At 43.6% G+C, this 25,457-nt stretch carries 20 protein-coding genes; 7 read left to right on the forward strand and 13 right to left on the reverse strand.

Annotated features, from left to right (window positions below):
- Positions 1 to 356 precede the first annotated feature (356 nt).
- From F0145_RS03915 to F0145_RS03925, 3 genes are all read right to left on the reverse strand, one after another.
- Positions 357 to 1,001 carry an O-methyltransferase gene (locus F0145_RS03915; RefSeq protein ID WP_150086995.1) on the reverse strand — a complete coding sequence of 215 codons (645 nt, stop codon included), beginning with the start codon at positions 999 to 1,001 and terminating at the stop codon, positions 357 to 359.
- Positions 1,002 to 1,020: 19 nt separating this feature from the next.
- Entirely contained in the window at positions 1,021 to 2,256 is a 1,236-nt protein-coding gene (locus F0145_RS03920) for a M16 family metallopeptidase (RefSeq protein WP_150086996.1), read from the reverse strand.
- 61 nt (positions 2,257 to 2,317) lie between these two features.
- Positions 2,318 to 3,451 carry a glycosyltransferase family 4 protein gene (locus F0145_RS03925; protein WP_150086997.1) on the reverse strand — a complete coding sequence of 378 codons (1,134 nt, stop codon included), beginning with the start codon at positions 3,449 to 3,451 and terminating at the stop codon, positions 2,318 to 2,320.
- Positions 3,452 to 3,638: 187 nt separating this feature from the next.
- Between F0145_RS03925 and F0145_RS03930 the strand changes: the two genes are divergently transcribed.
- From F0145_RS03930 to F0145_RS26920, 3 genes are all read left to right on the forward strand, one after another.
- Positions 3,639 to 4,928: an aminopeptidase P N-terminal domain-containing protein gene (locus F0145_RS03930; protein ID WP_150086998.1), complete on the forward strand. Its 1,290-nt coding sequence runs from the start codon at positions 3,639 to 3,641 to the stop codon at positions 4,926 to 4,928.
- A gap of 228 nt (positions 4,929 to 5,156) precedes the next feature.
- On the forward strand, positions 5,157 to 6,650 hold the full coding sequence (locus F0145_RS03935; protein WP_150086999.1) for a TolC family protein: 1,494 nt from the start codon (positions 5,157 to 5,159) through the stop codon (positions 6,648 to 6,650).
- Between the two features lie 403 nt (positions 6,651 to 7,053).
- A complete protein-coding gene (locus tag F0145_RS26920; RefSeq protein WP_150087000.1) occupies positions 7,054 to 8,565 on the forward strand; it encodes an OmpA family protein in 1,512 nt (503 codons plus the stop codon).
- A 750-nt stretch (positions 8,566 to 9,315) separates the two neighbouring features.
- On the opposite strand, the gene F0145_RS03945 is transcribed toward F0145_RS26920, so the two are convergent.
- The 5 genes from F0145_RS03945 to F0145_RS03965 all read right to left on the reverse strand — a co-directional run bounded on the left by F0145_RS03945 (position 9,316) and on the right by F0145_RS03965 (position 13,460).
- Positions 9,316 to 10,242 carry an aspartate carbamoyltransferase catalytic subunit gene (locus F0145_RS03945; RefSeq protein ID WP_150087001.1) on the reverse strand — a complete coding sequence of 309 codons (927 nt, stop codon included), beginning with the start codon at positions 10,240 to 10,242 and terminating at the stop codon, positions 9,316 to 9,318.
- Between the two features lie 2 nt (positions 10,243 to 10,244).
- Positions 10,245 to 10,796, reverse strand: a complete 552-nt coding sequence (gene pyrR, locus F0145_RS03950; protein WP_150087002.1) for a bifunctional pyr operon transcriptional regulator/uracil phosphoribosyltransferase PyrR — start codon at positions 10,794 to 10,796, stop codon at positions 10,245 to 10,247.
- Between the two features lie 163 nt (positions 10,797 to 10,959).
- Positions 10,960 to 12,531 carry a hypothetical protein gene (locus tag F0145_RS03955; RefSeq protein ID WP_150087003.1) on the reverse strand — a complete coding sequence of 524 codons (1,572 nt, stop codon included), beginning with the start codon at positions 12,529 to 12,531 and terminating at the stop codon, positions 10,960 to 10,962.
- A 58-nt stretch (positions 12,532 to 12,589) separates the two neighbouring features.
- Entirely contained in the window at positions 12,590 to 12,994 is a 405-nt protein-coding gene (locus F0145_RS03960; protein WP_150087004.1) for an EVE domain-containing protein, read from the reverse strand.
- 61 nt (positions 12,995 to 13,055) lie between these two features.
- A complete protein-coding gene (locus tag F0145_RS03965) occupies positions 13,056 to 13,460 on the reverse strand; it encodes a hypothetical protein (RefSeq protein ID WP_150087005.1) in 405 nt (134 codons plus the stop codon).
- 178 nt (positions 13,461 to 13,638) lie between these two features.
- On the opposite strand from F0145_RS03965, the gene polX reads away from it, so the two are divergent.
- Both polX and F0145_RS03975 read left to right on the forward strand, forming a co-directional pair.
- Positions 13,639 to 15,357 carry a DNA polymerase/3'-5' exonuclease PolX gene (gene polX, locus F0145_RS03970; protein WP_150087006.1) on the forward strand — a complete coding sequence of 573 codons (1,719 nt, stop codon included), beginning with the start codon at positions 13,639 to 13,641 and terminating at the stop codon, positions 15,355 to 15,357.
- Positions 15,357 to 16,337, forward strand: a complete 981-nt coding sequence (locus tag F0145_RS03975) for a glycosyltransferase family 9 protein (RefSeq protein WP_150087007.1) — start codon at positions 15,357 to 15,359, stop codon at positions 16,335 to 16,337. Before polX ends, F0145_RS03975 begins: the two co-directional genes overlap by 1 nt.
- Before the next feature lie 113 nt (positions 16,338 to 16,450).
- Here the strand turns inward: F0145_RS03975 and serS are convergent, their stop codons facing one another.
- Positions 16,451 to 17,722, reverse strand: a complete 1,272-nt coding sequence (gene serS, locus F0145_RS03980; protein WP_150087008.1) for a serine--tRNA ligase — start codon at positions 17,720 to 17,722, stop codon at positions 16,451 to 16,453.
- A gap of 274 nt (positions 17,723 to 17,996) precedes the next feature.
- Here serS and rho point away from each other — a divergent pair, with 274 nt between their 5' ends.
- The gene (gene rho / locus F0145_RS03985; protein WP_150087009.1) at positions 17,997 to 19,847 is read left to right on the forward strand and encodes a transcription termination factor Rho; all 1,851 of its coding nucleotides are present in this window, start codon (positions 17,997 to 17,999) and stop codon (positions 19,845 to 19,847) included.
- A 413-nt stretch (positions 19,848 to 20,260) separates the two neighbouring features.
- Here rho and F0145_RS03990 read toward each other — a convergent pair whose 3' ends face one another.
- The 4 genes from F0145_RS03990 to F0145_RS04005 form a co-directional block, all read right to left on the reverse strand.
- Entirely contained in the window at positions 20,261 to 21,115 is an 855-nt protein-coding gene (locus F0145_RS03990) for a UbiA family prenyltransferase (protein ID WP_150087010.1), read from the reverse strand.
- A 224-nt stretch (positions 21,116 to 21,339) separates the two neighbouring features.
- Positions 21,340 to 21,597, reverse strand: coding sequence for a hypothetical protein (locus F0145_RS03995; protein WP_150087011.1), 258 nt, complete (start codon positions 21,595 to 21,597; stop codon positions 21,340 to 21,342).
- A 5-nt stretch (positions 21,598 to 21,602) separates the two neighbouring features.
- The gene (locus F0145_RS04000; RefSeq protein WP_150087012.1) at positions 21,603 to 21,896 is read right to left on the reverse strand and encodes a hypothetical protein; all 294 of its coding nucleotides are present in this window, start codon (positions 21,894 to 21,896) and stop codon (positions 21,603 to 21,605) included.
- Between the two features lie 134 nt (positions 21,897 to 22,030).
- Complete coding sequence (locus F0145_RS04005) at positions 22,031 to 22,813, reverse strand: class I SAM-dependent methyltransferase (protein ID WP_150087013.1); 783 nt, start codon at positions 22,811 to 22,813, stop codon at positions 22,031 to 22,033.
- 238 nt (positions 22,814 to 23,051) lie between these two features.
- Between F0145_RS04005 and F0145_RS04010 the strand changes: the two genes are divergently transcribed.
- Positions 23,052 to 25,394 (forward strand): penicillin-binding protein 1A, encoded by a 2,343-nt coding sequence (locus F0145_RS04010; RefSeq protein WP_150087014.1) that lies wholly within the window; start codon positions 23,052 to 23,054, stop codon positions 25,392 to 25,394.
- The last annotated feature ends 63 nt before the right edge of the window (positions 25,395 to 25,457 follow it).

Genomic DNA, 25,457 nt, shown 5'->3' on the forward strand with positions numbered 1-25,457 from the left:
TTAAGTGAATAAATTATAATTACTGAAAATGAATTTAAAAGCAATCGGGCCGCCGGTTTTGCCTGAGCCGGAACAGAAAACAGGCAGAACCGAAAGACAAAATAGCAGATTTAGTGCCGAACCAGGAATTTTTCGGAAGATTACTTATCTACAATTTATCCACAAGTTATCCAAAGCAACTCTTTAAGGTTGATAGAGCAAATTGCATAGAATGAATAAGTTGCAAATGTAGTTGTTTTAGCAAAGCCGTTGAAATATGCTAAAAAGAAAAGAAATGAGAGTGAAACCTCAGCCCTGGAAAAGGGCTTTGGTTTTCTTATATATTTCTGAACGAGCGCCTTATAAAATTTATTGTCTTATTTTTTGCGCATTAGCAACAAGCCATCGCGGAGCGGCAAAAGTACATTTTCCACGCGGTCGTCCTGCTGTATTTTTAGGTTAAAATCCAGAATGGCCTGGGTATCTTTATCTATTTTTTTGCCGGGTTCCTGCACCACCTTGCCGCTCCACAAAACATTATCGGCCAGAATATAACCACCCGGATTGGTTTTCTCCAGAACCAAGTCGTAGTAGCGGCTGTAATTAATTTTATCGGCATCAATAAATACCAGGTCGAACTGAATATTTAAAGTAGGAATAATTTCGAGGGCATTGCCCAGGTAATAGTTAATTTGGTTTTCCAGGCCCGCTGCCGCTACGTACTTCCGGACCAGGTCTTCGAGTTCGTCGTTAATATCTATGGTGTGCAATTGTCCGTCCGGTGTCAGGCCTTCGGCCAAACACAAACCCGAGTAACCGGTATACGTGCCAATCTCTAATATTTGCTTGGGTTTAATCATGTGCGACAGCATAGATAATACGCGGCCCTGGTAATGCCCCGAAAGCATCCGAGGCATTAACACTTTTAAATAAGTTTCGCGATTTAGTTGCTGCAACAATTCCGGTTCCGGGCTGGTGTGCCGCAATACATAATCCTGCAGCTCTTTCGACAGAAAATCCATAACAGGTATTTATAAACGATTAATTAGCCGGTATATAATTCAGGTAACTTAAGTTGTCTTCGTGTAAAATCTCGTTGGCAATCTCCTGGAGCTGGCGGGCAGTGATGCCCCGGATTTGATCGAATATTTCGTTCAGGCTTTCTACTTTGTCCAGGTCCAGAATGCTTTTGCCCAGCATCATCATGAGGCCAATATTGCTTTCTTCGGCCATCGCCAATTGCCCCATGAGCTGTTCTTTAGCGGTGTGCAGTTGTACCGTGCCTAAAGGCTTTTCGCGTAATATTTTAAGCTCCTTTAAAACCAGCGAGGTAGTGCGGTTTAGCTGTTTTTTTTCGGTGCCAAAGTAAATGCCAAACAAGCCGGTATCAATATAAGTGGTGTAATTGGCATCGATGGTATAGACCAATCCGTGCTTTTCGCGCACTGCCAGGTTTAACCGGGAGTTCATGCCGGGGCCCCCTAAAATATTGGAGAGCATAAAAAACGGAATCCGTTTCTCGTCGGAGAGCGAATAGGCGGGGCAGCCAATCATGCAATGGGCCTGGGTAATGGGTTTTTCCAGGTTTATACGGTTGGGTTGGTACAGGCTAAATGGCTGCCGATCGCGGCTACTCTCAATGCGGGGCAAAGGCGCTAAAAATTTCTGCCCTAGCTTCTGCACTTTATCGAAAGGTAAACTGCTTACCGAACAGAAAACCAGCCGGTCGGTGCTCATGTTGTCCTGAATAAACTTCAGAAAATCAGCTTTTTTAAAGCCCGATACGCTTTCGCGGGTACCTAATATATTATTGCCCAGGCTATGGTTTTGAAATATTACATTGTCGAACTCATCTATTACGGCGTCTTCGGGCGTATCGAGGTACATAGCCATTTCCTCCAGAATAACGCCGCGCTCTTTTTCTATTTCTTTGCCCGGAAAAACGGAGTTAAAGGTAATATCGGTGAGTAAATCAAAGGCTTTTTCGAAATGGTTATCCAATACCGAAGCGTAAAAACAAAGCTTTTCTTTGGTGGTATAAGCGTTCAGTTCGCCGCCTACGGTTTCGAGGCGGTTAAGAATATGAAATGATTTGCGTTTTTTGGTGCCTTTAAACGCCATGTGCTCCCAGAAATGGGCAATACCCAGTTCTTCCGGCTTTTCGTCGCGGCTGCCAATATCCAGCATAAAGCCGCTGTGGGCAATTTTGGTATGGGTAACTTGTTTATGTATAATACGAATGCCGTTAGGCAAAGTATGCAGTTGATAATCAGGCATGCAATATAAATTTGGGAGGGCAAAGGTACGAAATATTAAAGAGAAAACCGTTTTAACCGGCTTATTTGCCCGCGAGCAGGTCTACGTAAAGTTGGTGAATTGGGGTAATGGTTTTTTCGGGTCGGAAACGCAAAGCTTGTTCCAATCCTTTTTGGATCATAGTGGTGCGCAGTTGCTGGTTTTGAGCCGCTTGCGTTAATAAATCGGCGAGTTGGTCAATATTATTTGGGTTGGCGTAAAGAGCGGCCTCGCCACCGGCTTCACTAAAGCACGAACCCGTAGAGGTAATAACCGGCACGCCGCTGTTCAACGCTTCTAAAATGGGAATACCAAAACCTTCGAAAACCGAGGGGTACACAAATAAATAGGCCAACTGGTAAATCGCTGGTAATTCTTCAGTCGGGATATAAGGCAGAAATATTAGTTTATTCCTAAGGTTATTTTCTTGAATAAAAGCCTCCAGTTCTTGTTTGTAAGCGGTGGCGCGGCCAATAAATACCACGGGTAAATCGGCAGCAAGACCGGCCCGGTGCCAGGCCCGGAGCAGTTGCAACTGATTTTTACGCGGTTCTAAAGTACCCACGCATAATATAAAAGTAGCGGGAAGGTTGTATTTTTGTCTTATTTCTTGCAGGTTTTCGGCGGGTAATAATTGGTGGAATATGGGGTTACAATCCTGGTAAATGACCTCAATTTTATCTTCCGGAATTTTATAATGCTGGATAATATCCTGCTGGGTCTGCTCACTAATGGCAATTATTTTATCGGCCCGGTGGCAGGCGTACCGGAATTTGTAATGGTACACTTGCCGGTCGATGGGTTTATACAACTCGGGGTACCGGATAAATATTAAATCATGAATGGTAACTACCTGTTTTAAGCTGGCTGGTAAGCCGGCCGGTAATTCGTTGCTCAGGCCGTGGTACAGTCCAATATTTTGTTTTCTTAAATCAGCGCCTAGCCCAAAGGTACGCCATAAAGCCGGTAGCGCTTTGTGCCAGTTGGTGGGTGTTATTACTTTTACCTGGTTAGTGGCTGAATGAAATTGCCGGAAAGTTTCGGCAACTCGGGGTGTAAACAAAAAATATTCATCTGCCGGAAAACGTTCTGCCAAACCCGAAATAACAAAACGGCTGTAGTTGCCTAGGCCGGAGGTATTATTAAAAGCTCTTTTGGCATCCAGGCCTATTTTCATGGTAGTTTAGGGTTTAAAGGGGTAAAATTAAGCGTAAGACTCGATATTTAATATTTATAGCGATTGTCAAATATTTATTTCTGAAAGTTGCTGTAATATTTATTTAGTTAATTAGTTTTACCTGTGTTTAGTTGGCCGGCCATTTGCTTATTCGGTCGGCTAATTTCCTACTAATTCTTTTCTTACTATGAAATACCAATCTATCGACGCGGATTTATTTGTACAGAACCGCAAAAAGTTTTGCAGCCGCCTAAAGCCTTGCTCTTTGGCTGTTTTCCAGTCGAATGACATTATGCCCACCAACGCCGACGGAACCATGGCTTTCCGGCAAAACAGCGATTTGTTTTACTTAAGCGGCATAGACCAGGAAGAAAGTATTTTGCTGTTGTTTCCGGAGGCAAAAGAGGTGAAGCATCAGGAAATTCTTTTCGTGCGCGAAACCAACGATCATATTTTAACCTGGGAAGGCTATAAATTAACCAAAGAACAGGCCCGCGAAGTATCGGGTATTAAAACTATTTTCTGGACTTCTGAATTTAAGCAGGTTTTTAATGCGCTAATGGCCGAAGCTGAAAACGTGTACCTGAACACCAACGAGCATTTGCGGGCGGTAATAGAAGTAGAAACCCGCGATGCCCGCTTTTTAAAATGGTGCCGCGAAACGTACCCGCTGCACCAGTACCAGCGGAGTGCGCCCATTATGCACCACTTGCGGGCCATTAAATCCGATATTGAAATAGAATTAATTAAAAAGGCCTGTATTATTACTGAGCAAGCTTTTTTACGGCTGCTTAAATTTATTAAGCCGGGCGTAATGGAGTACGAAATAGAAGCCGAAATTGTGCACGAGTTTATTCGCAATCGGTCGCGCGGACCGGCTTACGGTTCTATTATTGCTTCCGGGGCCAATGCCTGCATTTTGCACTACGTAGATAACTTCCGCGAATGTAAAGATGGCGATGTGGTGCTAATGGATTTTGGCGCTGAGTACGCCAACTACGCCGCCGACTTAACGCGCAGCGTACCCGTTAACGGCAAATTTACGCCGCGCCAGAAAGAAGTTTATAATTCGGTGCTGCACGTACTAAAAACGGCCCGCAACATGCTGGTACCCGGCAATACGCTAGATCAGTACCATTCTTTTGTAGGTGCGGTCATGCAAAACGAACTGATAAAATTAGGCTTGCTGAACGAAAGCGACGTGAAAAACCAGGACCCGGATAAACCGCTGTACAAGAAATATTTCATGCACGGCACTTCGCACCACTTGGGCCTGGATGTACACGATGTAGGCAATAAATACCGGACGTTTGAGCCCGGCATGGTATTTACCTGCGAACCTGGTATTTACATCCGGGAAGAAGGCCTGGGCATTCGGCTGGAGAACGATATTTTAGTAACTTCTAACGGCCCCGTAGATTTAATGCAAAATATTCCGCTGGAGCCCGAAGATATTGAGCGCATCATGCAAGCATAGTAATAATTTATTGATTATTTAAAAACTGGAGAACAGGTATGGCTAGCAGCTATACCTGTTTTTTATTTTATTGCTGTTGCCAACGTCTTACCTGCTAATTATAATACTTTACCTGGTTTCTATAAAAAAAATCAGCTACAGATTTTCTACAGATTTAGTCTTTAATATTGATACATAAATAATACTTAACTATAAGTAGCAAGCCGGAAAGCTTTGCAGCTAAGGGGCATGAAAATATTTTTTAATTTCTTTCTATTCCTGTTGATGCTTTTTGGGGCGGTACCTGGGTTGGCTCAGGTAAAGCCCCAAATAAGGCTTTTTACCTTGCCCGAAGTAGTCCGGATGGCCAAAGAAAATTCGCCCAGTTACCGGTATACTTCTGTGCTGTTCGAAAACCGGCAATGGCAATACAAAACATTTAAAGCTAATTTTTTCCCCCAATTAAACTTAAATGGGTATTTGCCGGAATATAACAAGAACATTGTGCCGGTGTTGCAACCCAATGGTAGCATTATTCCGCAACCTAACCACAGTGCGGCATCGGCCTTGGCTTTATCGCTGGGGCAGGAGGTTTGGTTTACCGGCGGCTATATTTCCATTAACAGCAATATTAACCGCTTCGATGATTTTATAGAAGGCAGTGAACGAATTCCGCGCCGCTATACAGCAGTGCCGGCTACCATTACCTTTAATCAGCCTTTTTTTGGCTACCGCTGGCTGAAGTGGGAAAACAAAGTACAACCGCTCCGCTACGAAGAAGCCCGGCGTGAATATTGGGAACGCATGGAGGGTATTGCGGAAGAAGCCACAAGTCATTTTTTTAATTTATTGCTTAGCCAGATTAGCTACCAGATTGCCGAGAAAAATGTAAGTACCAACCAAATATTGTATAAAAATGCCGAGGAGCGGTTTAGTAAAGGCACCATGCCCGAAAACGAATTGCTGCAAATTGAGCTTAGTTTAATGAATTCGCGGCAAAATCTGGAACAAACCACCTTGGATGTGGAAGCCAGTACCTTGCGCTTAAAAATATTTTTGGGTTTAACCGACGATGACCCCATTACGCTGGTGCCGCCTGCGGAAATTCCGGAATTTGCCGTTGATGAAAAATTTGCCCTGGAACAAGCCCACAAATACCGGCAGCGCATGATTGGGTTTAAGCGCGAATTAGTAGAAGCCGATATGACTATGGCCCGGGCTAAAGGCGAAACCGGCGCTACCGCTAGTTTATTTGCTTCTTTTGGTTTAACCCAGCAAGCCAAAAATATTCCGGATGTGTACCAGCAACTCTCCGAACAGCAACGCCTGCGGATTGGCTTTAATATTCCGGTAATGGACTGGGGGCGTTCCGATTCACGATTAGGAACGGCTAAAGCTAACCTGGAACTGGTTAAAGCCAACGTAGAGCAGCAACGCATAAATTTTGACCAGGATATTTACCTGAATGTAAAACGTTTTAAAGTACTGCGCAACCAAATGGCCGTAGCCAAAAGAACCGATGAAATAGCCGAAAAACGCTACAATTTAACCAAAGACCGCTACCTCGACGGGCAAATTAGCATCTTGGATTTAAATGTAGCCACCGAAGAAAGAGATAAAGCTACCCGCAGTTATATAAGCGCGCTCCGGAGTTTTTGGTCGGCTTATTACAACCTGCGCCACATAACATTGTACGATTTTGAGTTAAACAAACCTATTATAAGCGAATTGAGTAATCAGTAAAAGATTTTTACAGACCTCGTAATTAACTCATTTTCAAGTGGCGGGGCGTATAAAGTGTAAAATTGAATGCGCTTTTTTAACAGTTGTAATTTTAGAAGAACTTAACAGAAAGCTTATTGAGTAAATATTATCTTTCTATATTTGCGGCCGTTAATAGATATTTCGCCGCAGAATTAATTGGAGCAGCGTATAAAAAACAGAACTATAAATCCGGTTTTTAAAAATTAAAACAGAAAAGGCATAATATTATTAAATCTTACTGCTTTTTTACCCGTACATAAAAACCATGAAATGAAATTAAGATTTAAAGGCAACATTTTTTTGTAAATGATGTATATACCCAAAACTTAATATATAATTCTAAATTTAATTTTTTTTCAGTTTTCACACTAAACTACAAACTATGAAGAAAGTTCTAAACAAAATGGTAGCAATGGCATTTTTGCTAAGTGCCTTTTTGGCTACCTCTGTCCAGGCACAGAATGCCGACAATAAATGGGCCCTCTCGGGCTTTGCCAGCGTTTACCAGTACAAAGGTAACCTGGGTACTGAGTGGTTCGAGTTCGGCCAGGGTCGTACTGGTGGCGGTTTCAGCGTTTCCCGTTACATAAGCCCTTCTTTTGACTTTGTGGCCCAGTTCAGCGGTGCCCGCATTGACTACAACAACAACGTACAAGGTGGTAATTATGCGGCCGGCAGACCTGGCAACATGTATTTTAACGGCGAAACACGTAACGTTATCGGTGCTTTCAAGTTAAAAATGAATAATGGCAAAATTCTGAAAGAAGATGCCTTTCTTCAGCCTTACCTGATGTTAGGTTACGGTGGTGCATTCTCAGATATCTCTGGTAAAGGTGCACACGGCATGTTCGGCGATGGCCAGCCGGCTAACCGCGGTACCGACGGCGATTTAAGCCACGGTGTTGCTTTTGGTGCAGCTGGTATTGGTTTACGTATTACCGAAAGACTAGGTGCTTTTATCCAAACCGGTCAAATTTATACCTTCACCGACCAGTACGATGGTTTCAAACGTCCTGACGATAAGCGTCCAGATCGTTTCTTACAGCACAACTTTGGTTTAACCTTCTCATTGGGTAAAGCAAAAGATACCGACATGGACGGTGTGCCAGACAGAAAAGACAAATGTCCTGATACGCCATCTGGTGTAAAAGTTGATGAAAATGGTTGTCCGGTTGATACTGATAAAGACGGTGTGCCAGATTACCAAGATAATTGCCCAGATGTAGCTGGTGTTGCTAACCTGAATGGTTGCCCAGATAAAGACGGTGACGGTGTTGCTGATGCACAGGATCAGTGCCCAGACCAACCAGGTACTGCTGCTTTACAAGGTTGCCCAGATGCTGACGGCGACGGTGTTGCTGACCAAAACGATAAATGCCCAGGTACGCCAGCCGGAACCCAGGTAGATGCTACTGGTTGCCCACTTGATGCTGATGGTGATGGTATATCTGATGCTTTAGACAAATGCCCTGATACCCCAGCTGGAACTCAGGTAGACTCTACTGGTTGCCCAGTGCGTAAACCAATCCCACGTGGTGTTGGCCGCGGTACCCTGAAAGATACTACTTACATCCAGTTCGAATTCGACAAAGCAGTATTAAGAAAAGTTTCTTTCAGAACCTTAGACCAAGTTGTTCGCTTCCTGAAAGCTAACCCAGAATTTACTGTAAACGTTTCTGGTCACGCTGATGCTACCGGTACCGACGAATACAACCAAGGCTTATCTGAAAGAAGAGCCGCTGCTGTAGCCCGTTACTTAACTGCCAGAGGCCGACTTGCCAAAGACCGTGTAACAACAGTTGGTTACGGTGAATCGAGACCACGTGGTGATAACGAAACTGCTGCAGGTAGAGCCCTGAACCGAAGAGCACAGGTTGAACTCGTAGTAGAATAACTTAGAAAATAATCCGCAGTAATTAAAGGATTAAGCAAGTAAAGAGCCGCCGGAGATTTCTCCGGCGGCTCTTTTGTTTATTATATTTTAAAATAATTATACTCGAACTAATAAAATAAGGAGAGTATTATGCCAAATAGTAAATATACTGTTCCATAGCAGCTTGGCAAAAGGCTTTCCATAGTAGTCATTCTATAGAATTCTAAGAATTCCAAAAGAATCTTCTGCATAAGTTGGACAAACAGGTACTAAATTAAGTCTGGAATTTACCTGTAACGCTTTCTATACAGAAGATTCCTGCGGAATGACAGCTGATAAGGGGTGATTTCGATTAGCAGCTATGAAAGAGCCTTCTTCCTTTCTGGTATAATAAAATAAGGAGAGTATTAGTAGAGTAAACCCGCTAACATTAAACACCTCACAGGTTTTTAAAACCTGTGAGGTGTTTTTACATTACAATAGATAATATTTATCTAATTGATTTACGGGGTATTCGTTATTAAAATATATGCCTTACAAAAGGGTTTATGAATACCGGGTAGTTAGGGCAAGGCCATTGCTGAACTGGCAGCAGATACTTCAATAGTTAAAAATATTGGAATTAAGTATTAAGAAGCACAACACGGGCGCCTGCTACCAGCAAGGTAGGAGTAAGTTTGCCGAAGTAAATAATATACCTGAGCCTAGGAATTCAGTAGCTCTAAAAAATGTCTTTAAGAAAATTAATCAGGAGTAGAGAAGCTGTTTAACCTACGCTACCTGCGAAGCCAGTAAATATAAAACTGCCATCCGGATGGCAACGCCGTTTTCTACCTGGTTCAGAATAATAGAATGATGCGAGTCGGCGGCATCGCTGCTGAGTTCTACGCCTCGGTTAATAGGGCCCGGGTGCATAATGGTAATTTCTTTATTCAGGCTATCTAATAATTTTTTGTCGATGCCGTAGTACAACGTGTATTCCCGCAGGGAGGGGAAATATTTCATTTGTTGGCGTTCCAACTGAATCCGCAGTACGTTGGCTACATCGCACCAGGCCAGCGCTTTTCTTACATCCAGTTCTACCTTTACACCCAATTCCGAAATATAGCGCGGCAGCAAAGTTATCGGCCCGCAAACCATTACTTCGGCCCCTAATTTTTTTAAGGCAAAAATATTAGACAATGCTACCCGTGAATGCAGAATATCGCCAATAATAGCTACTTTTTTTCCGGCTACTTCGCCGTATCTTTCTCTGATAGAAAAAGAATCGAGCAAAGCCTGGGTGGGATGTTCGTGGGTGCCATCGCCGGCATTTACAATATTGGCTTTAATGTGGCGCGATAAAAAGTGCGGCGCGCCGGCACTGGCGTGGCGCATCACAATCATATCTACCTTCATGGCCAGAATATTATTAACCGTATCCAGCAGCGTTTCGCCTTTTTTTACCGAACTGCCACTCGCCGAGAAATTAATCACATCGGCCGATAATCTTTTTTCGGCCAGCTCAAAAGAAAGCCGGGTACGGGTAGAGTTTTCGAAGAAGACGTTGGCAATGGTAATATCGCGCAGCGAAGGTACTTTTTTAATGGTCCGGCTGAGTACTTCTTTAAAGTTATCGGCCGTCTCAAATATTAAGGCAATATCGGCCGGGGTTAAATCTTTAATTCCGAGTAAATGCCGAACACTTAATTGTTGCATGCTTACAATTCTTCGTTTTTAGTAATAAGCCAGACGTTATCTTCGGGATTATCCGGGGCTTTCCATTCTACCAGCACTTTTTCGGAAGGCAACGAGTTAACGTATTTGCCCACGTACATGGCCTCGATGGGTAAATGACGGGTGTACCGCCGATCAATTAATACCAACAACTCAACCTTAGCCGGACGACCGTAGGCTATCATGGCATCCAGCGCGGCCCGCACCGACCTGCCTGTATACAGCACATCATCTACCAGAATAACATTCTGGTTCTCAATATGGAAATTTATTCTGGTAGCATTGGCCGTTAAAGGATTTTCGCGCCGCCGGAAATCATCGCGGTGAAAAGTAATATCTAGTGCTCCGGTCCGAACCGGAAAGCCCAGTATTGCATTTAATTTTTGTTCTAAACGTTCGGCCAGGTAAATACCGCGGGGTTGCAGGCCCAATATCACCGATTCAGAAAAGTCAACATGGTTTTCAATTAGCTGGTGGGCCAGCCGCTGGAGCATAATATCCAACAATTGATCGCTTACGATAAGTCTTTTCTGCATGGCGGTTTTCTTGCGCAAATATAAATATTAGAAAGCAGGGGCAAAATTTAAATTAAAAATTAACCCGGCCTATGGCGTATATTATTTAGGTTTCCAGCCGGTATTCTTTCTAATACAGCATATTAGTTGGCTATTAAAAACACAAGTGAAAACAGTTAGAGGTTTAAAAGGAAACTTTGTTCAGGAAAAAAACTTCGCGGGCAGCCCCTTTTTGTGGTTTTATGCGCCCATAGCCAAAAGCTAAAAAATGCGGGCCGTACCAATGCACAAAACCACCGTCTTCTACCGAAGTAACTTTTTCCTGCGGATTATTGCCGGCCAGCGGTACTTTTAAATCATTGGCCGAGGTGCTGTCGCGGGTAAAAACTTTGTAACGGATTTCTTCTTCGTGCATGTAAGCCATGGCTACTTTATCGCCGGCAAAGGCATAATGGGTGGTCTGGCCTAAACTGTTACGCACCACATCTTTTAACACAAAGCTGTTATCCCATAATAATTTTCCGTTTTTATCGAAAGCACAAAGTACGGCGTGTGAGTAGCGGTATTCGCTGGCATTGGGGACGTTGCGGCCAAAGGCATTCGGGTACGGAAAGTAACGGTCGAAGCTGTAAATGCGGTTGTAATAGCCCGGCCAGCGGTACAAATTATTGGTGCCGCCCTGGGGCTGAAAAACTTCGGCAAATAAATAATACACATTATCCTGCTCCACTAAATTGTGAAACAACAGGCGGTACCGGTGGCGCAAATCTTTGTCCTGGCTTTTATACCGCTCGGCTTTCTGGAATATTTTGCGGTTAGCTCTTTTGCTGAGAAAATCAAAGAAATGCTTTGTATTAATAAAATCAACGTACTGAATGCTATCGGGCGCGGCCAAATGTGTTGAAAAGAAGCCTTGGGAGTAGCGAGTATCGCGGTGGCTGTAAGTGCCAATAATTAACTTTTGGGTACTGTCGCCGGGCGTTATTTGAGCCGATACCAGGTTGCGGCCAAACGGCGGTTGCAGCAAAGTATTGCTAAATAAATTGCCGCTGGAGGTAAAACGTTTCACCTGCAGCCGGCCTTTAATACCGTTGGTTTCCGATAAAATAAATTCGGCCCGGTTACTAATCGTATCCATGTGAAAATCTTCCAGGGCGTCTTCCTGGTCGTAGAGGGCCGGAATGGTTTTAATATCCTGGGTAGCCTCGTTTATATGAATAACCAGCGAGTTGCGGGAAGTTTGCGCCGAAATAAAAATATTATTATTTAATACTTTAAAATGGTCGAGTTTAACGTCTGCATCCAGTTCTTCGTGCTTTCTTAAATTATAGTTATTACGCTGGTTCGTGCCGGTTTTCAGATTTAACTTTAAAATAAAAAACTTCCGGGGTATATTTTCGAGGTACAACAAATAAATAAAATTACCGGCCGCGTATAACTGATGAAAATCGGGCTGATCTTCCAGTTCCAAGTCACTCGTCCAGAGTAATTTCAGGTCTTTGGAATATCGCTGAAAAGAATGTTCTTCTTTAAAAGAACCAAAGTTAGGCTGCTTGTACAGCAGCAGCGAACTATCGGGTAACGGAAAAACATAAATATTTTTTTCGAACGATTTTTCCTCTAATTCTAACCGAACTGACTGATCGGGTTCGTGGTCAGTTGGGTCTAGTTCCTGGCCCTGGCTGCTAAAAGAAAGCAACAAAAGCAACCCCAGCGTAAGCATGGTTGTTAATTTTTTTAGTGCTAATTTTTTCATGCCCGGACCCAAAACTTATTTTTAACAAAAGACCAAAGTTGTCTTTTAGGTGTAACGCTTAGTTGCCTATTCCCAGTATTAATTCAAATTCTTCCGGTTTTAACGGCATTACCGACAACCGGGATTGCTTTAACAAGGCAATATTTTCTAAACGCGTATCTTTTTTTATTTGGTCGAGGGTAACAGCTTGTTTAAATTGGGTATCGGGAGCCAGATCTACGGTAAGCCAACGGGCATCGTCGCTGGTGCTATCGGGGTAAGCTTCTTGTGCCACCCGGGCTATGCCCACCACCGCTTTTTCCGAAACACTGTGGTAAAAAAGTACTAAATCATCTTTCTTCATTTGGCCTAGATTATTCCGGGCCTGAAAATTCCGGACGCCCGTCCAGGAAGTTTTGCCGTCTTTCACTAAATCAGCCCACGAATAAGCCTCCGGTTCTGATTTAACTAACCAGTATTGCATGTTGTAAATAAATTTGTAAGTAAATGAATGTTAATTTTTGCGGCGGCAAATATGCCGATAATTAAGGAGCTTTGGTAGGTACCTTTTTAATTTTAAGGAATTCTGCCGATTGCGCAATAAATATTAAATCGAAGCCTTCGGTTGGTTCGTTGGGGAAACTAATGTGCAGTTTATCTTTCTCAATTTTTTTCCAGCGCCCCGGGTGTTCTTCTAAACCATCGGTTGGGGCAATGGCAAACAGCCGGAAAGTACCATCGGGGCTCATGCTAAAACCCGTACGACCGCGAGACGGCGGAAAAGCATAAGTATTGGGGCGGTAAGCCTCTACATCGGCGCTATCTTCTTCTACGGCGTGTAGCCAGGTTTTATTGTAAACCAAAGCAAACTCTTCGGTGGTGCGGAGGCAGGTGGTACTCATTAAACAAAATAGGGCTAAAACGGAGGCGGTAATATATTTTATGCGCATGAATAAGTTAAAGTATAACCGGTTTAAGTTTACTTCTGTTGCTAATATACAATTATTGTAAAATTTTCTGCAATTTAATCCGATTTAACTACCTGGCGCGTGAAAGTTAGTATGCTTAACCAACATAAACGCATACGCCAGAATTAGCTATATTTGCAAAAACAGTTAAGCTGAATCCTTGGAAAATAAAGATATAGTGCGGGCCTTCCGGTTGGCTACTTCGCTAATGGAACTGCACGACGAAAACCCTTTTAAAATAAGAAGCTATACCAATGCCGTAGCCGTACTCGAACGATTGGAATCACCGCTTATAGGCTTAACCGCCGAGCAACTGGAACGCATTGATGGCATTGGTAAAACACTGGCGGGCAAAATTGTAGAAATCTCTCAAACCGGTTCTTTTGCCGACCTGGATAAATTTGTGGCCGCTACCCCGCCCGGTGTTATTGATATGCTGCGCATTAAAGGTATTGGCCCTAAAAAAATCCGGTCTATCTGGAAGGATTTGAGCATCACCACCACCGAAGGCTTGCTGGAGGCTTGCGAAAATAACCAGATATCGGCCTTAAAAGGATTTGGCGCCAAAACCCAGGAAACCATAAAAAACGCCTTACTCTACAACCAGGAAAGTAAAGGTAAAGTGTTGTATGCCCAAATAGAGCCAATGGCTTTGCACCTGCGCGATTACCTGCGTACTCAGCTAAATACCAATCTGGTAGAAGTTGCCGGCGAAGTACGCCGACGCCTGGAAATTATTCAAACGTTGTTGTTAGTAGTTGCCCACGCTAACCCGCAACAGGTATTCGAGGCTTTAGCCGCCGTACCCGAATTAGCACCCGACGAACAGCGCTCCGGGCCTTTTAACTGGCGCGGCCAGGAAAATACGGCTGGTTTAGCGGTAGAAATTAAAATAGTAGCCGAGGCATGTTTTGCAAACGAATTATTTTTACAAACCGGCTCAGAAGCGCATATATTTTCTTTGTTTAACGACGCGGAATGCCTGGTGCAGCTAACCCGGAAAGAGCAGTTTACCACGGAGAAAGCCATTTACGAAAGAGCTGGCCTGGCGTATGTGCAGCCCGAAATGCGCGAAGGCAACAACGAAATATTGCTGGCCCGCGAAAACGCTTTGCCCGAACTAGTAACCGAAGATGATTTGCGGGGTATTCTGCACAACCACAGTACTTACAGCGATGGTGTGCACACCCTGGAGCAAATGGCAATATTTTGCCGCGATAAAGGTTTTGATTATTTAGGAATCTGCGACCATTCCAAATCGGCTTTTTATGCCAACGGCCTGCAGGAATTCCGGGTGAAGGAGCAGCACCGCGAAATAGATAAGCTGAACCGCCAACTAGCCCCGTTTATTATTTTCAAAGGTATTGAATCGGATATTTTAGCCGACGGATCTTTGGATTATGATAATGAGGTGCTGGCGAGTTTCGATTTTGTGGTGGCCTCTATCCACAGCAATTTAAAAATGGATATTACCAAAGCTACCAACCGGTTAATAGGCGCCATCGAAAACCCTTATACTACTATATTGGGCCATCCTACCGGGCGCTTGCTGCTGCGCCGCGAAGGTTACCCCATCGACCACAAAGCCGTAATAGATGCCTGCGCCGAACATGGTGTAATCATCGAAATAAATTCGAACCCGTGGCGCTTGGATCTGGATTGGCGCTGGGTAGAATACGCCTTATCGAAAGAGGTGAAATTAAGTTTAAACCCCGATGCCCACAGCACCGCCGGCTACGACGACATGCGCTACGGTGTTCTTATGGGCCGCAAAGGGGGCTTAACCCGCGAAATGACGTTTAATGCTTTTTCCGCGGAAGAAGTTGCCCGTCATTTTGAGGCCCGCAAAAAACGGGCGGCGGAAATATTGGCTTCCTGATGAAAATATTAATTCTGCGTTTTTCTTCTATTGGCGATATTGTATTAACCACGCCCGTTGTCCGGGCAATAAAACAACAAGTGCCCGGCGCGCAGGTACATTATTGTACCAAACCGCAGTTTAAAGCCATCGTTGCGCACAATCCTTACATAGATAAAATACATTACCTGCCCGAAAAGCTGAACGATTTAGTAGCCGAGTTAAAGGCCGAGAAATTTGACTACATTGTAGATTTACACAATAACTTGCGTACCCGTTTAATTAGGGCTAAACTAAGCGTACCGGCCAAAGGCTTCGATAAATTAAATATTTGGAAGTGGCTGCTGGTAAACTTAAAAATAAACCGGCTGCCCAAAGTTCACATTGTAGATAGGTACTTGGCTGCGGCCGCTAAATTAGGCATTAAGAACGATGGCCTGGGGTTAGATTATTTTATTCCGGCTGCGGATGAAGTTGATTTAAGTTCGTTGCCGGAAAGTCACCAAAAAGGTTACGTAGCGTTTGCCATTGGCGCCCAGCACGCCACCAAGCGCTTACCCCTGGAGCGCCTGCTAGAACTCTGCGAAAAAATTAACCGGCCTATTATATTACTAGGCGGCAAAGAAGATGCTACCACCGGCGAAGAAATCCAGAGATATTTTCAAAACCGAACAACGAATAACGAAAGACGAACAACGATCTACAACGCCTGCGGGAAATATAATTTAAACCAATCGGCCTCTTTGGTGCGGCAAGCCGAAGTAGTTTTTAGCCACGATACCGGGCTGATGCACATTGCGGCCGCTTTCAAGAAAAAAATATTCAGCATTTGGGGCAATACCGTACCCGAATTTGGCATGTACCCGTACCGCACCGATTTTACGGTGCTGGAAAACCGGAATATTTTATGCCGGCCTTGTTCTAAAATTGGTTATGCAGCTTGTCCGCAGGGCCACTTTAAATGTATGCGCGAAATTAAGTTTGAGTTTACTTTGCCCTGATTTTTGAAAATATTTAGTTCAGGGGTACTGTTATAAAATATTTTAAAATAAAAACGCCGCTGGTTTGTGCCAGCGGCGTTTTTATTTTAAGATGACTATGAATATTTTTTAAATTATATCCTATCAAATCCGCAGTAAGAATGCAACACTTGGGGCAGGTTAATGCCCTCTGGGGTTTGGTTGTTTTCCAGAATAGCGGCTACAATACGGGGCAAAGCCAGTGCACTGCCGTTCAAGGTATGCAATAACTGTGTTTTACCGTTTTCGCCTTTGTAACGCAACTTTAAACGGTTGGCCTGGTAGGTTTCGAAATTGCTGCAGGAGCTAACTTCCAGCCAGCGTTTTTGGGCCGCCGAATAAACCTCCATGTCGTAGGTTATAGCCGAGGTAAAGCTCATGTCGCCGCCGCACAACCGTAATACCCGGTAAGGTAATTCCAGTTTTTGCAGCAAGCCTTGTATGTGCTGGCTCATTTGTTCCAGCGCCTCATACGATTTTTCCGGCTCCTGAATCTGCACAATTTCTACTTTATCGAACTGGTGCAAGCGGTTCAGGCCGCGCACATCTGCGCCCCACGAACCAGCTTCGCGCCGAAAGCACGGCGTATAACCGGCATTTTTAATGGGTAGCTGCTCGCGCGGAATTATTTCGTCGCGGTACATATTTGTAATTGGTACCTCGGCGGTTGGTATCAGGTAATAATTATCGGCGGTGGCGTGGTACATCTGCCCGTCTTTATCGGGTAACTGGCCGGTGCCATAGCCCGATGCTTCGTTTACCAAAATAGGTGGTTGCACCTCGGCGTAACCCGCTTTGGTGGCTTCATCCAGGAAAAAATTAATTAAAGCTCTTTGCAAACGGGCCCCTTTGTTTTTGTAAACCGGAAAGCCAGCCCCGGTAATTTTATTGCCCAGTTCAAAGTCGATAATATCGTATTTTTTAATCAACTCCCAGTGGGGCAGCGCGGCTTCGGGTAAATTGGGAATTGAGCCGTGTTCCAATACTACCTCGTTGTCTTCGGGTGTTTTGCCTTCGGGTACGCTGGCGTGGGGCGTATTGGGTAATTTTACGAGGGCAGCCTGTAAGCTTTCCTCAAGCGAGGAGAGTTCTTCCTGGTGTTGTTTGGCTTTATTCTTTAATTCAGCCGTTTCGGACTTCAGGGTTTCGGCGCCGGCTTTGTCGCCGCTTTTCATCAGGCCGCCAATTTCGCGGGCCAAGGCGTTGGCCCGGGCCTGTACTTCATCGTGCTCGGCCTGAATCGCGCGCCGGCGTTGGTCCAGATCCAGAACAGCAGCCACCTCTGCTGCCGCATTTTTATAGTTTTTCTTCAGCAGGCCCGCAATAACCTGGTCGGTTTGTTCTCGTATTACCGCTATCTGTAACATGGTATAACACTTTTAAGCGTGCAAAAATATACTTTTTTATATAGTGCCGCTGCACGCTGAAAATATTAAATAAAAAATTGAAACATTTTAGATAAAAGTAAGCGTATTATTTGGTAATTAGGTTGCATTACTATAACATTGTAGTGCTATTAATGAACGAACCGTCTTTCCTGGTTCATCCTAAAGAACTATAACCACTTTTTCCTGAAACATTCACTCCTGTTGCCTCCTGCAATCCTGTGAAGCAAATAATTTATAACTACCTAATTTCTGTATGTACAATATTGAAGAATTGAAAGACAGATTGCTTTCAGAACTTAAAGAAATTGCTGAAGAGCTTGGTGTAACCAATTTCAACAAGCTCAGCAAACAAGATTTAATTTACAAAATCCTGGATCAGCAGGCGATTACTCCCCCCGAAAAACTGCCCAAAAAATACCGTTCTCCTGCTCGTAAGCCCGAACCCGTAGAAGCTGCGCCCGAACCAGTAACCGCACCCGTACAAACTTCGGTTGTGTTTAACGATGAACCCCGGATTGCCGAACTCGCGAAAGTTGTAATTACGCCAGATACTCCAGCCGAAGCGCCCAGCCGCCCGCCGGTTCGCCGACAGCAGGAGCAACGCAGAGATACGAACGAAGCCCGTCCGCCCCGCGAGCCACGTGCTCGGGAACTGCGGGAGCCCCGCGAAGGCCAGCAAACCCAACAAGTGCCGGCAAGAGAAACGCCACCCGCGCGGGAGCCGCAGCCAAACCGGGAACCACAACCGCCACGGGAGCCGCAACAAGTACGGGAGCCCCAGCCGCCACAGCAACCCAGAGAAGCCCAACCGCAACCCCGGGAAAATGGCCGGGAGCAAAATCAGCAACCCCGCGAGCAAACCCAGGCACCACGCGAAAACCGGGACCCCAATTTTCAGCAGCGCCGGCCTAATCAGCCCCAAAATAATACCAACCAAAGCAATGCCAGTGGCCCATCCGGAGGTCCTAATGCTGCTACTTTTAAAGAATTTGACGGCATAATTATAAACGAAGGTGTATTGGAGTTAATGCAAGATGGCTACGGCTTCCTGCGTTCTACCTATTATAATTATTTGGCCAGTCCCGATGATATTTATGTATCGCCTTCGCAGATTAAATTATTTGCTTTAAAAACCGGCGATACCGTAAAAGGCCAGATTCGCCCGCCGAAAGAAGGTGAAAAATATTTTGCTTTATTAAAAGTAGAATCGGTAAACGGCCGGACCACCGAAGAGATTCGCGACCGGATTCCGTTCCAGCACTTAACGCCATTATTCCCGGAAGAGCGCTTAAACCTGAGTACCAAATCTTCACTTTTATCTACCCGTATTCTGGATTTATTTGCCCCAATTGGTAAAGGCCAGCGTGGTATGATTGTGGCACAGCCTAAAACCGGTAAAACCGTATTATTGCAGGAAATTGCCAACGCTATTTCTGAGAATCACCCGGAAGTTTACCTCATGATTTTATTAATTGATGAGCGTCCGGAAGAAGTAACCGATATGTCGCGGAACGTGAAGGCCGAAGTAATTGCTTCTACCTTCGACGAAACCGCCGAGCGCCACGTTAAAATATCCAGCATTGTATTAGATAAAGCCAAGCGCATGGTAGAGTGCGGGCACGATGTGGTAATTTTATTAGATTCAATAACGCGTTTAGCACGGGCTTATAACACCGTAGTACCTAGTTCCGGTAAAATATTATCGGGTGGGGTAGATGCCAATGCGTTGCACAAACCGAAGCGTTTCTTTGGGGCGGCTCGTAACGTAGAAAATGGTGGTTCTTTAACCATTATTGCCACCGCCCTGATTGATACCGGTTCTAAAATGGATGAGGTAATCTTTGAAGAGTTTAAAGGTACCGGTAACATGGAATTACAACTGGATCGTAAATTGGCTAACCGTCGTATTTATCCGGCTATTGATGTGCCAGCTTCCGGTACCCGTCGCGAAGATTTATTAATGGACAAAGACGAGCTGAACCGCGTTTGGATTCTGCGCAAGTTTATGTCGGATATGAACTCCGTAGAAGCCATGGAATTCCTGAAAGACCGTATGAAAGGAACCAAAGACAACGATGAATTCCTGATTTCGATGAATAGCTAATATTTTACAATATTAATTATAATATATGAGAGGCCCGGTTACAGCAATGTAGCCGGGCTTTTTTATTCAATTTTTATCTGGTTGGTTGCTGATGTTCAGGCAAAAGTTTAAATATTGTATGTTTAAGAAACCCATCCGTGTCACTTTTTCTAGCGCGGAAGTTACTTCCGTGCTCAATTTGAAAGGCACGGAAGTAACTTCCGCGCCATAGTGAAAACTTTAATATTAAAGGTTTAAGTATCCCATACATGTCATTCAGGAGGAAACTATTTGGCTCCTTGCTAAATAGTTTCCTCCTGAATGACAATAGTGGAGACCATAGCCTTATAAATGATATATAGATAATATTCTTTATACATGATATATAGATAATATTGCGCAATACCAATTAGTTATTAGTTTTTGTAAGAAGCCTAAAATATTATCATCAGCATAAAAGCCAGGCTGATGGAAAGCGAGGAGATTTTATTCATCAGCATGGTATTTTCGAAATTAGCCTCAGCCCGGTTTTGTCTTACGCGCCAGAACCATCGGTTAAAGAAAAAAACAACCGGACCGGTACAAAGCAAAAATATAAGAATATTAATCTCCTGGTGGGTGTTTAAATAAGCGAAAATTAATAAGCCGGTACCCAGCAATAAACTAATGCCGGAAAACAAAAAAGTGCCTTGTATGCCTAATAATAAACTGATTGTTTTATCGCCCCGGCGGGCATCTTCGGTGTGCTGGTAAACCTGGGTAAGCGGGTAAGAGCCACATAAAAATAAAGAGCTAACAGTCGCAAATATTAAATTAGTAGAACTGGTAATTTGTGCCACATTAACGCCAATGCCCAACTGCACCATTAAAAAAGTAAAAGCGCCCTGAAAGAATATTACTACCAGCGTGCTGATGAAAGGATATTTTTTTAAGCGAATTTTATCGTAACTATAAGCTTTGGAAACCAGCAGGTAAACTGTAATGCAAACAGCAAAAGGCACCGAAATAAACAAAGCTCCCAGAATAGCCAATCCATCGAACAACGAAACCAGCCAGAAAAGGCTTTTATTAACCTTGGGTGGGTGTTTTAGGCCGCCAATGCTGCTTTCATCGCGATCGAAGTAACAGTTGTAACCGTTGCTGGCCGGGTACACGAATAAGTGAATAATTACAAAAACCGCTACTGCTTTTGCTACCGAGTAATCCGTAACCACGCTCAAAGCAAACCAGAATACCGGCATCAGGTACACCGAAAAGGGTATTCGCATTAATTTTAGCGCATCACGCATATACAGTAAACAGTTATCAGTTATCAGTAAACAGTTATCAATATTAGCGATTTTTAAAATAATGTGGGATGAAGAAGCTTTAAAGCTTTCATCAGTTTGAATTTTCAGGCAGCATAAATTCCTCTAATCAGAGCCAAGTAAGTACTACAACTTATTGTTAGCTGATAATCAATTACTTATAATAGGACGCTGCTCTGGCAGATATTAATGCGCTTTAGCTTGGGTTAAGCATTTGTTTTTCTTTTTAATACTTCAATTGCGTCAAATTCAACATGCTTATTTAGTCTTATGTTTAGTTCTTCTTCACACTGTTTAGATGCTAACTCATTATTCACCAACGCTAAATCTTGTAAAATGCTCACAATTAATTCCCATTCTCCTTTCTGGAAGTATTCTTTTTCATGACTTGTGCTACAACGGGCGAACCCATCATCGTCACCAAGGTACTTATCAAATATTCTAACATGTTCTTTGGTTATCAATTGCATCATATTTGATTTAATTGACTTTCTGTAGTAAAACAATCAAAGCAAACAAACACATGGATCGCACAGCAATCAGCTAAATCATACTTGTCCCCAATAGAATCAATTTGTGCATAGAAAGTCATTCTTTCACCACAATCTTTACAGTTTGGATAATCTTCTATATTCAATCCGTCTGGTTTCCCGCCAAGCTTATGGCGTGTTCCAGCCTCATCATTCCATTGATAACCGACGGCCTTCTTTGCTTCTTCAGTGTCTGGATTTGTTTTTAATTTAATTTCTGGAATTTCTTTCATAACTCACAATTGAGCGTAACTAATAACTGTTTACTGCTGATTGTTAACTGATAACTGATAACTGTTTACTGATAACTGTTTACTGATAACTGTTTACTGATAACTGTTTTCTGATAACTAATTACTAATAACTGTTAAACAGGATATCCTATGAGGTAAATAATTTTGAGGCCGGATTTGTGTTTCAACTTGCCGGTTTGCCAGGTATAATTATTGGCCGGTATACTGGCGGTAAGTTGCTGTAGGTGCTGCGGGGTATATAGCCGCAAAATAGATACGCAGCCGTCCCAGAGGGTACAAATTGGAATAAGCGGCACTAAGTACGTAAAAAATAAACGGCTCCACCGGAACGGGCGCATAAACGGAGTAATAAAAAAAAATATTACTGGAAAAAACAGCAGCGCGGCAATAATTTCGAGGTAACTTTTGCCGGCACCTTCAAAAATGCCAATGGGTACACGCTTTTGGGCAGCATCGGTTAAAATGGAACGTGCTACAGTTGGGTTAAAATGGTGAAAAGCGGAAAAAATAGTACGGCAACCGGTTAACTCCTCCGGCACATTGGTCGCATCGACGGGCTGCGCAATAAAATTAATGGTACCACCAGATTCTTTTTCTATTAATTCAAAAGCCGGAATATTCGGGAATTTATCGCTTAAGGTAATATTAACCGGCTGTTGCAGGTGGTTGGCCAGCAGTTGTTGTATGCCTTGTATGCCGCCACCACCACCCGAACACAAATCTAAAATGCTGGGCTGCTTACTTTTATGGAATAACTCAGCTAATAAAGGTACAACAGGTTCGTAAACTCCCAGTTTGCTGATGGAGAACCGTAAAAAATCCATCATGTTTTGCCGCAGAAAGTCCGGAAACCAAGGCTGATCTTCAAATTCAAATAAATGGTATCGTTTCGTCACAAATGGTAAAGGAAAGAATATTTTTAACTTTTTTACGTTTAGAAAGGATGTTTTGGCTTAAAAATATTAGAGATAACTTAATTATTAAGTTCAAATATTAAGTTATTAGGATTAGATAATGTAATGGGAACTATTTTATTTAAGCGCATCTTAACTTAAAATAATTCTCATAAGTTATATTTGTAAAGTTTTAAAGAGCCGCCCGCCGGGTTGGTTCTTCCAGGTTTAGTTTGCAGGAATGTCCGTAAAAGCACAGGTAAAAAAACAAACAAGGTACCGGACCTTTATCCGGAGTATGTGGCGAATATTTGCGGTAGGACTAGCGGCCGTTTTTATCTATATCTTTTGTGTTTCCACTAACTTTCTTTTTCTTTTCGGCGATACCCCCAGCACCGAGAAACTGGAAAACCCCAGCACCGAATTAGCCTCGGAGTTATATACGGCCGATGGGGTATTAATTGGTAAATATTTCACCGAAAACCGCAGTCCGGTTACTTACCAGAAAATATCGCCCATGCTCATAAAAGCATTGGTGGCTACCGAAGACGTAAGGTTTTACGAACACGCCGGCATTGATCCCAAAGCATTGGGCTCTGTTTTTTACTTTACCCTGCAAGGCGATAAGCGGGGCGGTAGTACCCTAACGCAACAATTAGCCAAAAATTTATACAAAACCCGCCGCAAAGAAACCAAAGGTCTGCTGGGGTATATACCGGTAGTTAGTACCGTTATTGCCAAAACAAAAGAGTGGCTTACCGCCATTAGGTTAGAGCGCCAGTACACCAAAGAAGAAATCCTGACCATGTATTTAAATACAGTGGAGTTTGGGTCGAATGCTTTTGGGGTGAAGGTAGCTGCTAAAACTTTTTTTAACGTGTCGCCGGATAGTCTTAAAACCGAAGAAGCCGCTATGTTGGTTGGTTTGGTAAATGCGCCCACGCGTTACAGTCCTCGGTTTAGGCCCGAAGCTGCGCTGGAAAAACGGAATTTTGTAATTGCTAAATTAGCCAAGTACAATATTATTAGTAAAACCGAAGCCGATTCGCTTAGCCAGTTACCCATTGCTCTAAAATACCACGTCGAAAACCATTACGATGGGCCGGCAACCTATTTTAGAGGCGCAGTAAATGAATTTGTAAAAAAGTGGTGCGAAAAAGAAAACGAGAAAGCTGGTTTCGATAAATACGATGTATACAGCAGCGGCCTGAAAATTTATACCACCATTGATTCGCGGATGCAAGCTTTGGCCGAAGAGGCAGTACAGGAAAAAATGAAAAGTCTGCAGGCTAAATTTTACCGTCATTGGAAAGGTAAAAATCCCTGGGCCGACGAAAAGCATAATGAAATTCCGAACTTTATTCAAAATATTGCCAAGCGTACCGAATATTACAAAAAGTTAAAGCGGGTATACGGCGATGATCAGCAAAAAATTGATGAATTAATGAATACCCCGCGCAAAATGCGGGTATTTACCTGGCAAGGCGAAAAAGATACTACGCTTAGCCCACTCGATTCGCTGCGGCATTACAAGCATTTTCTGCATGCTGGTATGATGAGCATGGACCCCTTTACCGGCCATATAAAGGCTTGGGTAGGCGGCATTAATTTTAAATATTTTAAGTACGACCACGTGCGACAGGCCCGCCGGCAACCGGGTTCTACGTTTAAGCCTTTTGTTTATTTAACCGCTATTGATAATGGGTATACTCCCTGCGACCGCATCCGCGACGAGCGGGTAAGCATTAATTATGTAGAAAACGGTAAACCCATGAACTGGCAGCCCGATAATGTTACCCGGTCGTATACTGGTATGAATATGACGTTGCGGCATGCCATGGCTCGTTCGGTAAATTCTGTAACTGCCCAATTAACTGAACGCGTTGGTTGGGAAAAAGTAGCTGAGTATGCCAAAAAGCTGGGCATTAGTGGTCCGCTACAGGCAGTACCGTCCATTGGATTAGGTTCCGGTGGCGATGTTTCGGTTTACGATATGGTAGGGGCTTATGCTACTTTTGTAAATAATGGTTTTCATAGCGAACCCATGTTTGTAACCCGCATAGAAGATCGCAACGGTAACGTAATCCAAAACTTTACGCCTAAGCAAAAACGGGTTATCAGCGAAGAAACAGCGTTTTTGATGGTGCACATGCTTAAAGGCGGTATGGAAGAACCAGGCGGAACCTCGCAGGCTTTATGGGAATACGAACTTTGGAAAAACGGCAACCAGATTGGCGGCAAAACCGGCACCACCTCTAATTATTCCGATGGCTGGTACATGGGCATTACCAAAGATTTAGTATCGGGGGTTTGGGTAGGCGGCGAGGACCGCAGTATTCACTTCCGTACTTCCGATACCGGCGAGGGGTCTAAAGTTGCGCTGCCTATTTTTGGCACGTACATGGAGAAAATATATCAGAATAAGGATTTGGGCTATAAAATGGGCCCGTTTCCGAAACCTGCTGTTAAGATTACCAAAACTTACCTGTGCCCAACCCCAAGGCCGGCACCACCGCCACCGGTTTTAGATTCTATTAAAACCGATATATTGCTGGAAGATTTAAACGATACGCCACTTCAGTAATATTTATAGAAGTTAATTTTCCGGTTAAGCTACTAACTGATGTACGCAAATTTTAAAAAGAGA

It is taken from the genome of Adhaeribacter rhizoryzae (genome assembly GCF_008629685.1).
Taxonomy (GTDB): domain Bacteria; phylum Bacteroidota; class Bacteroidia; order Cytophagales; family Hymenobacteraceae; genus Adhaeribacter; species Adhaeribacter rhizoryzae.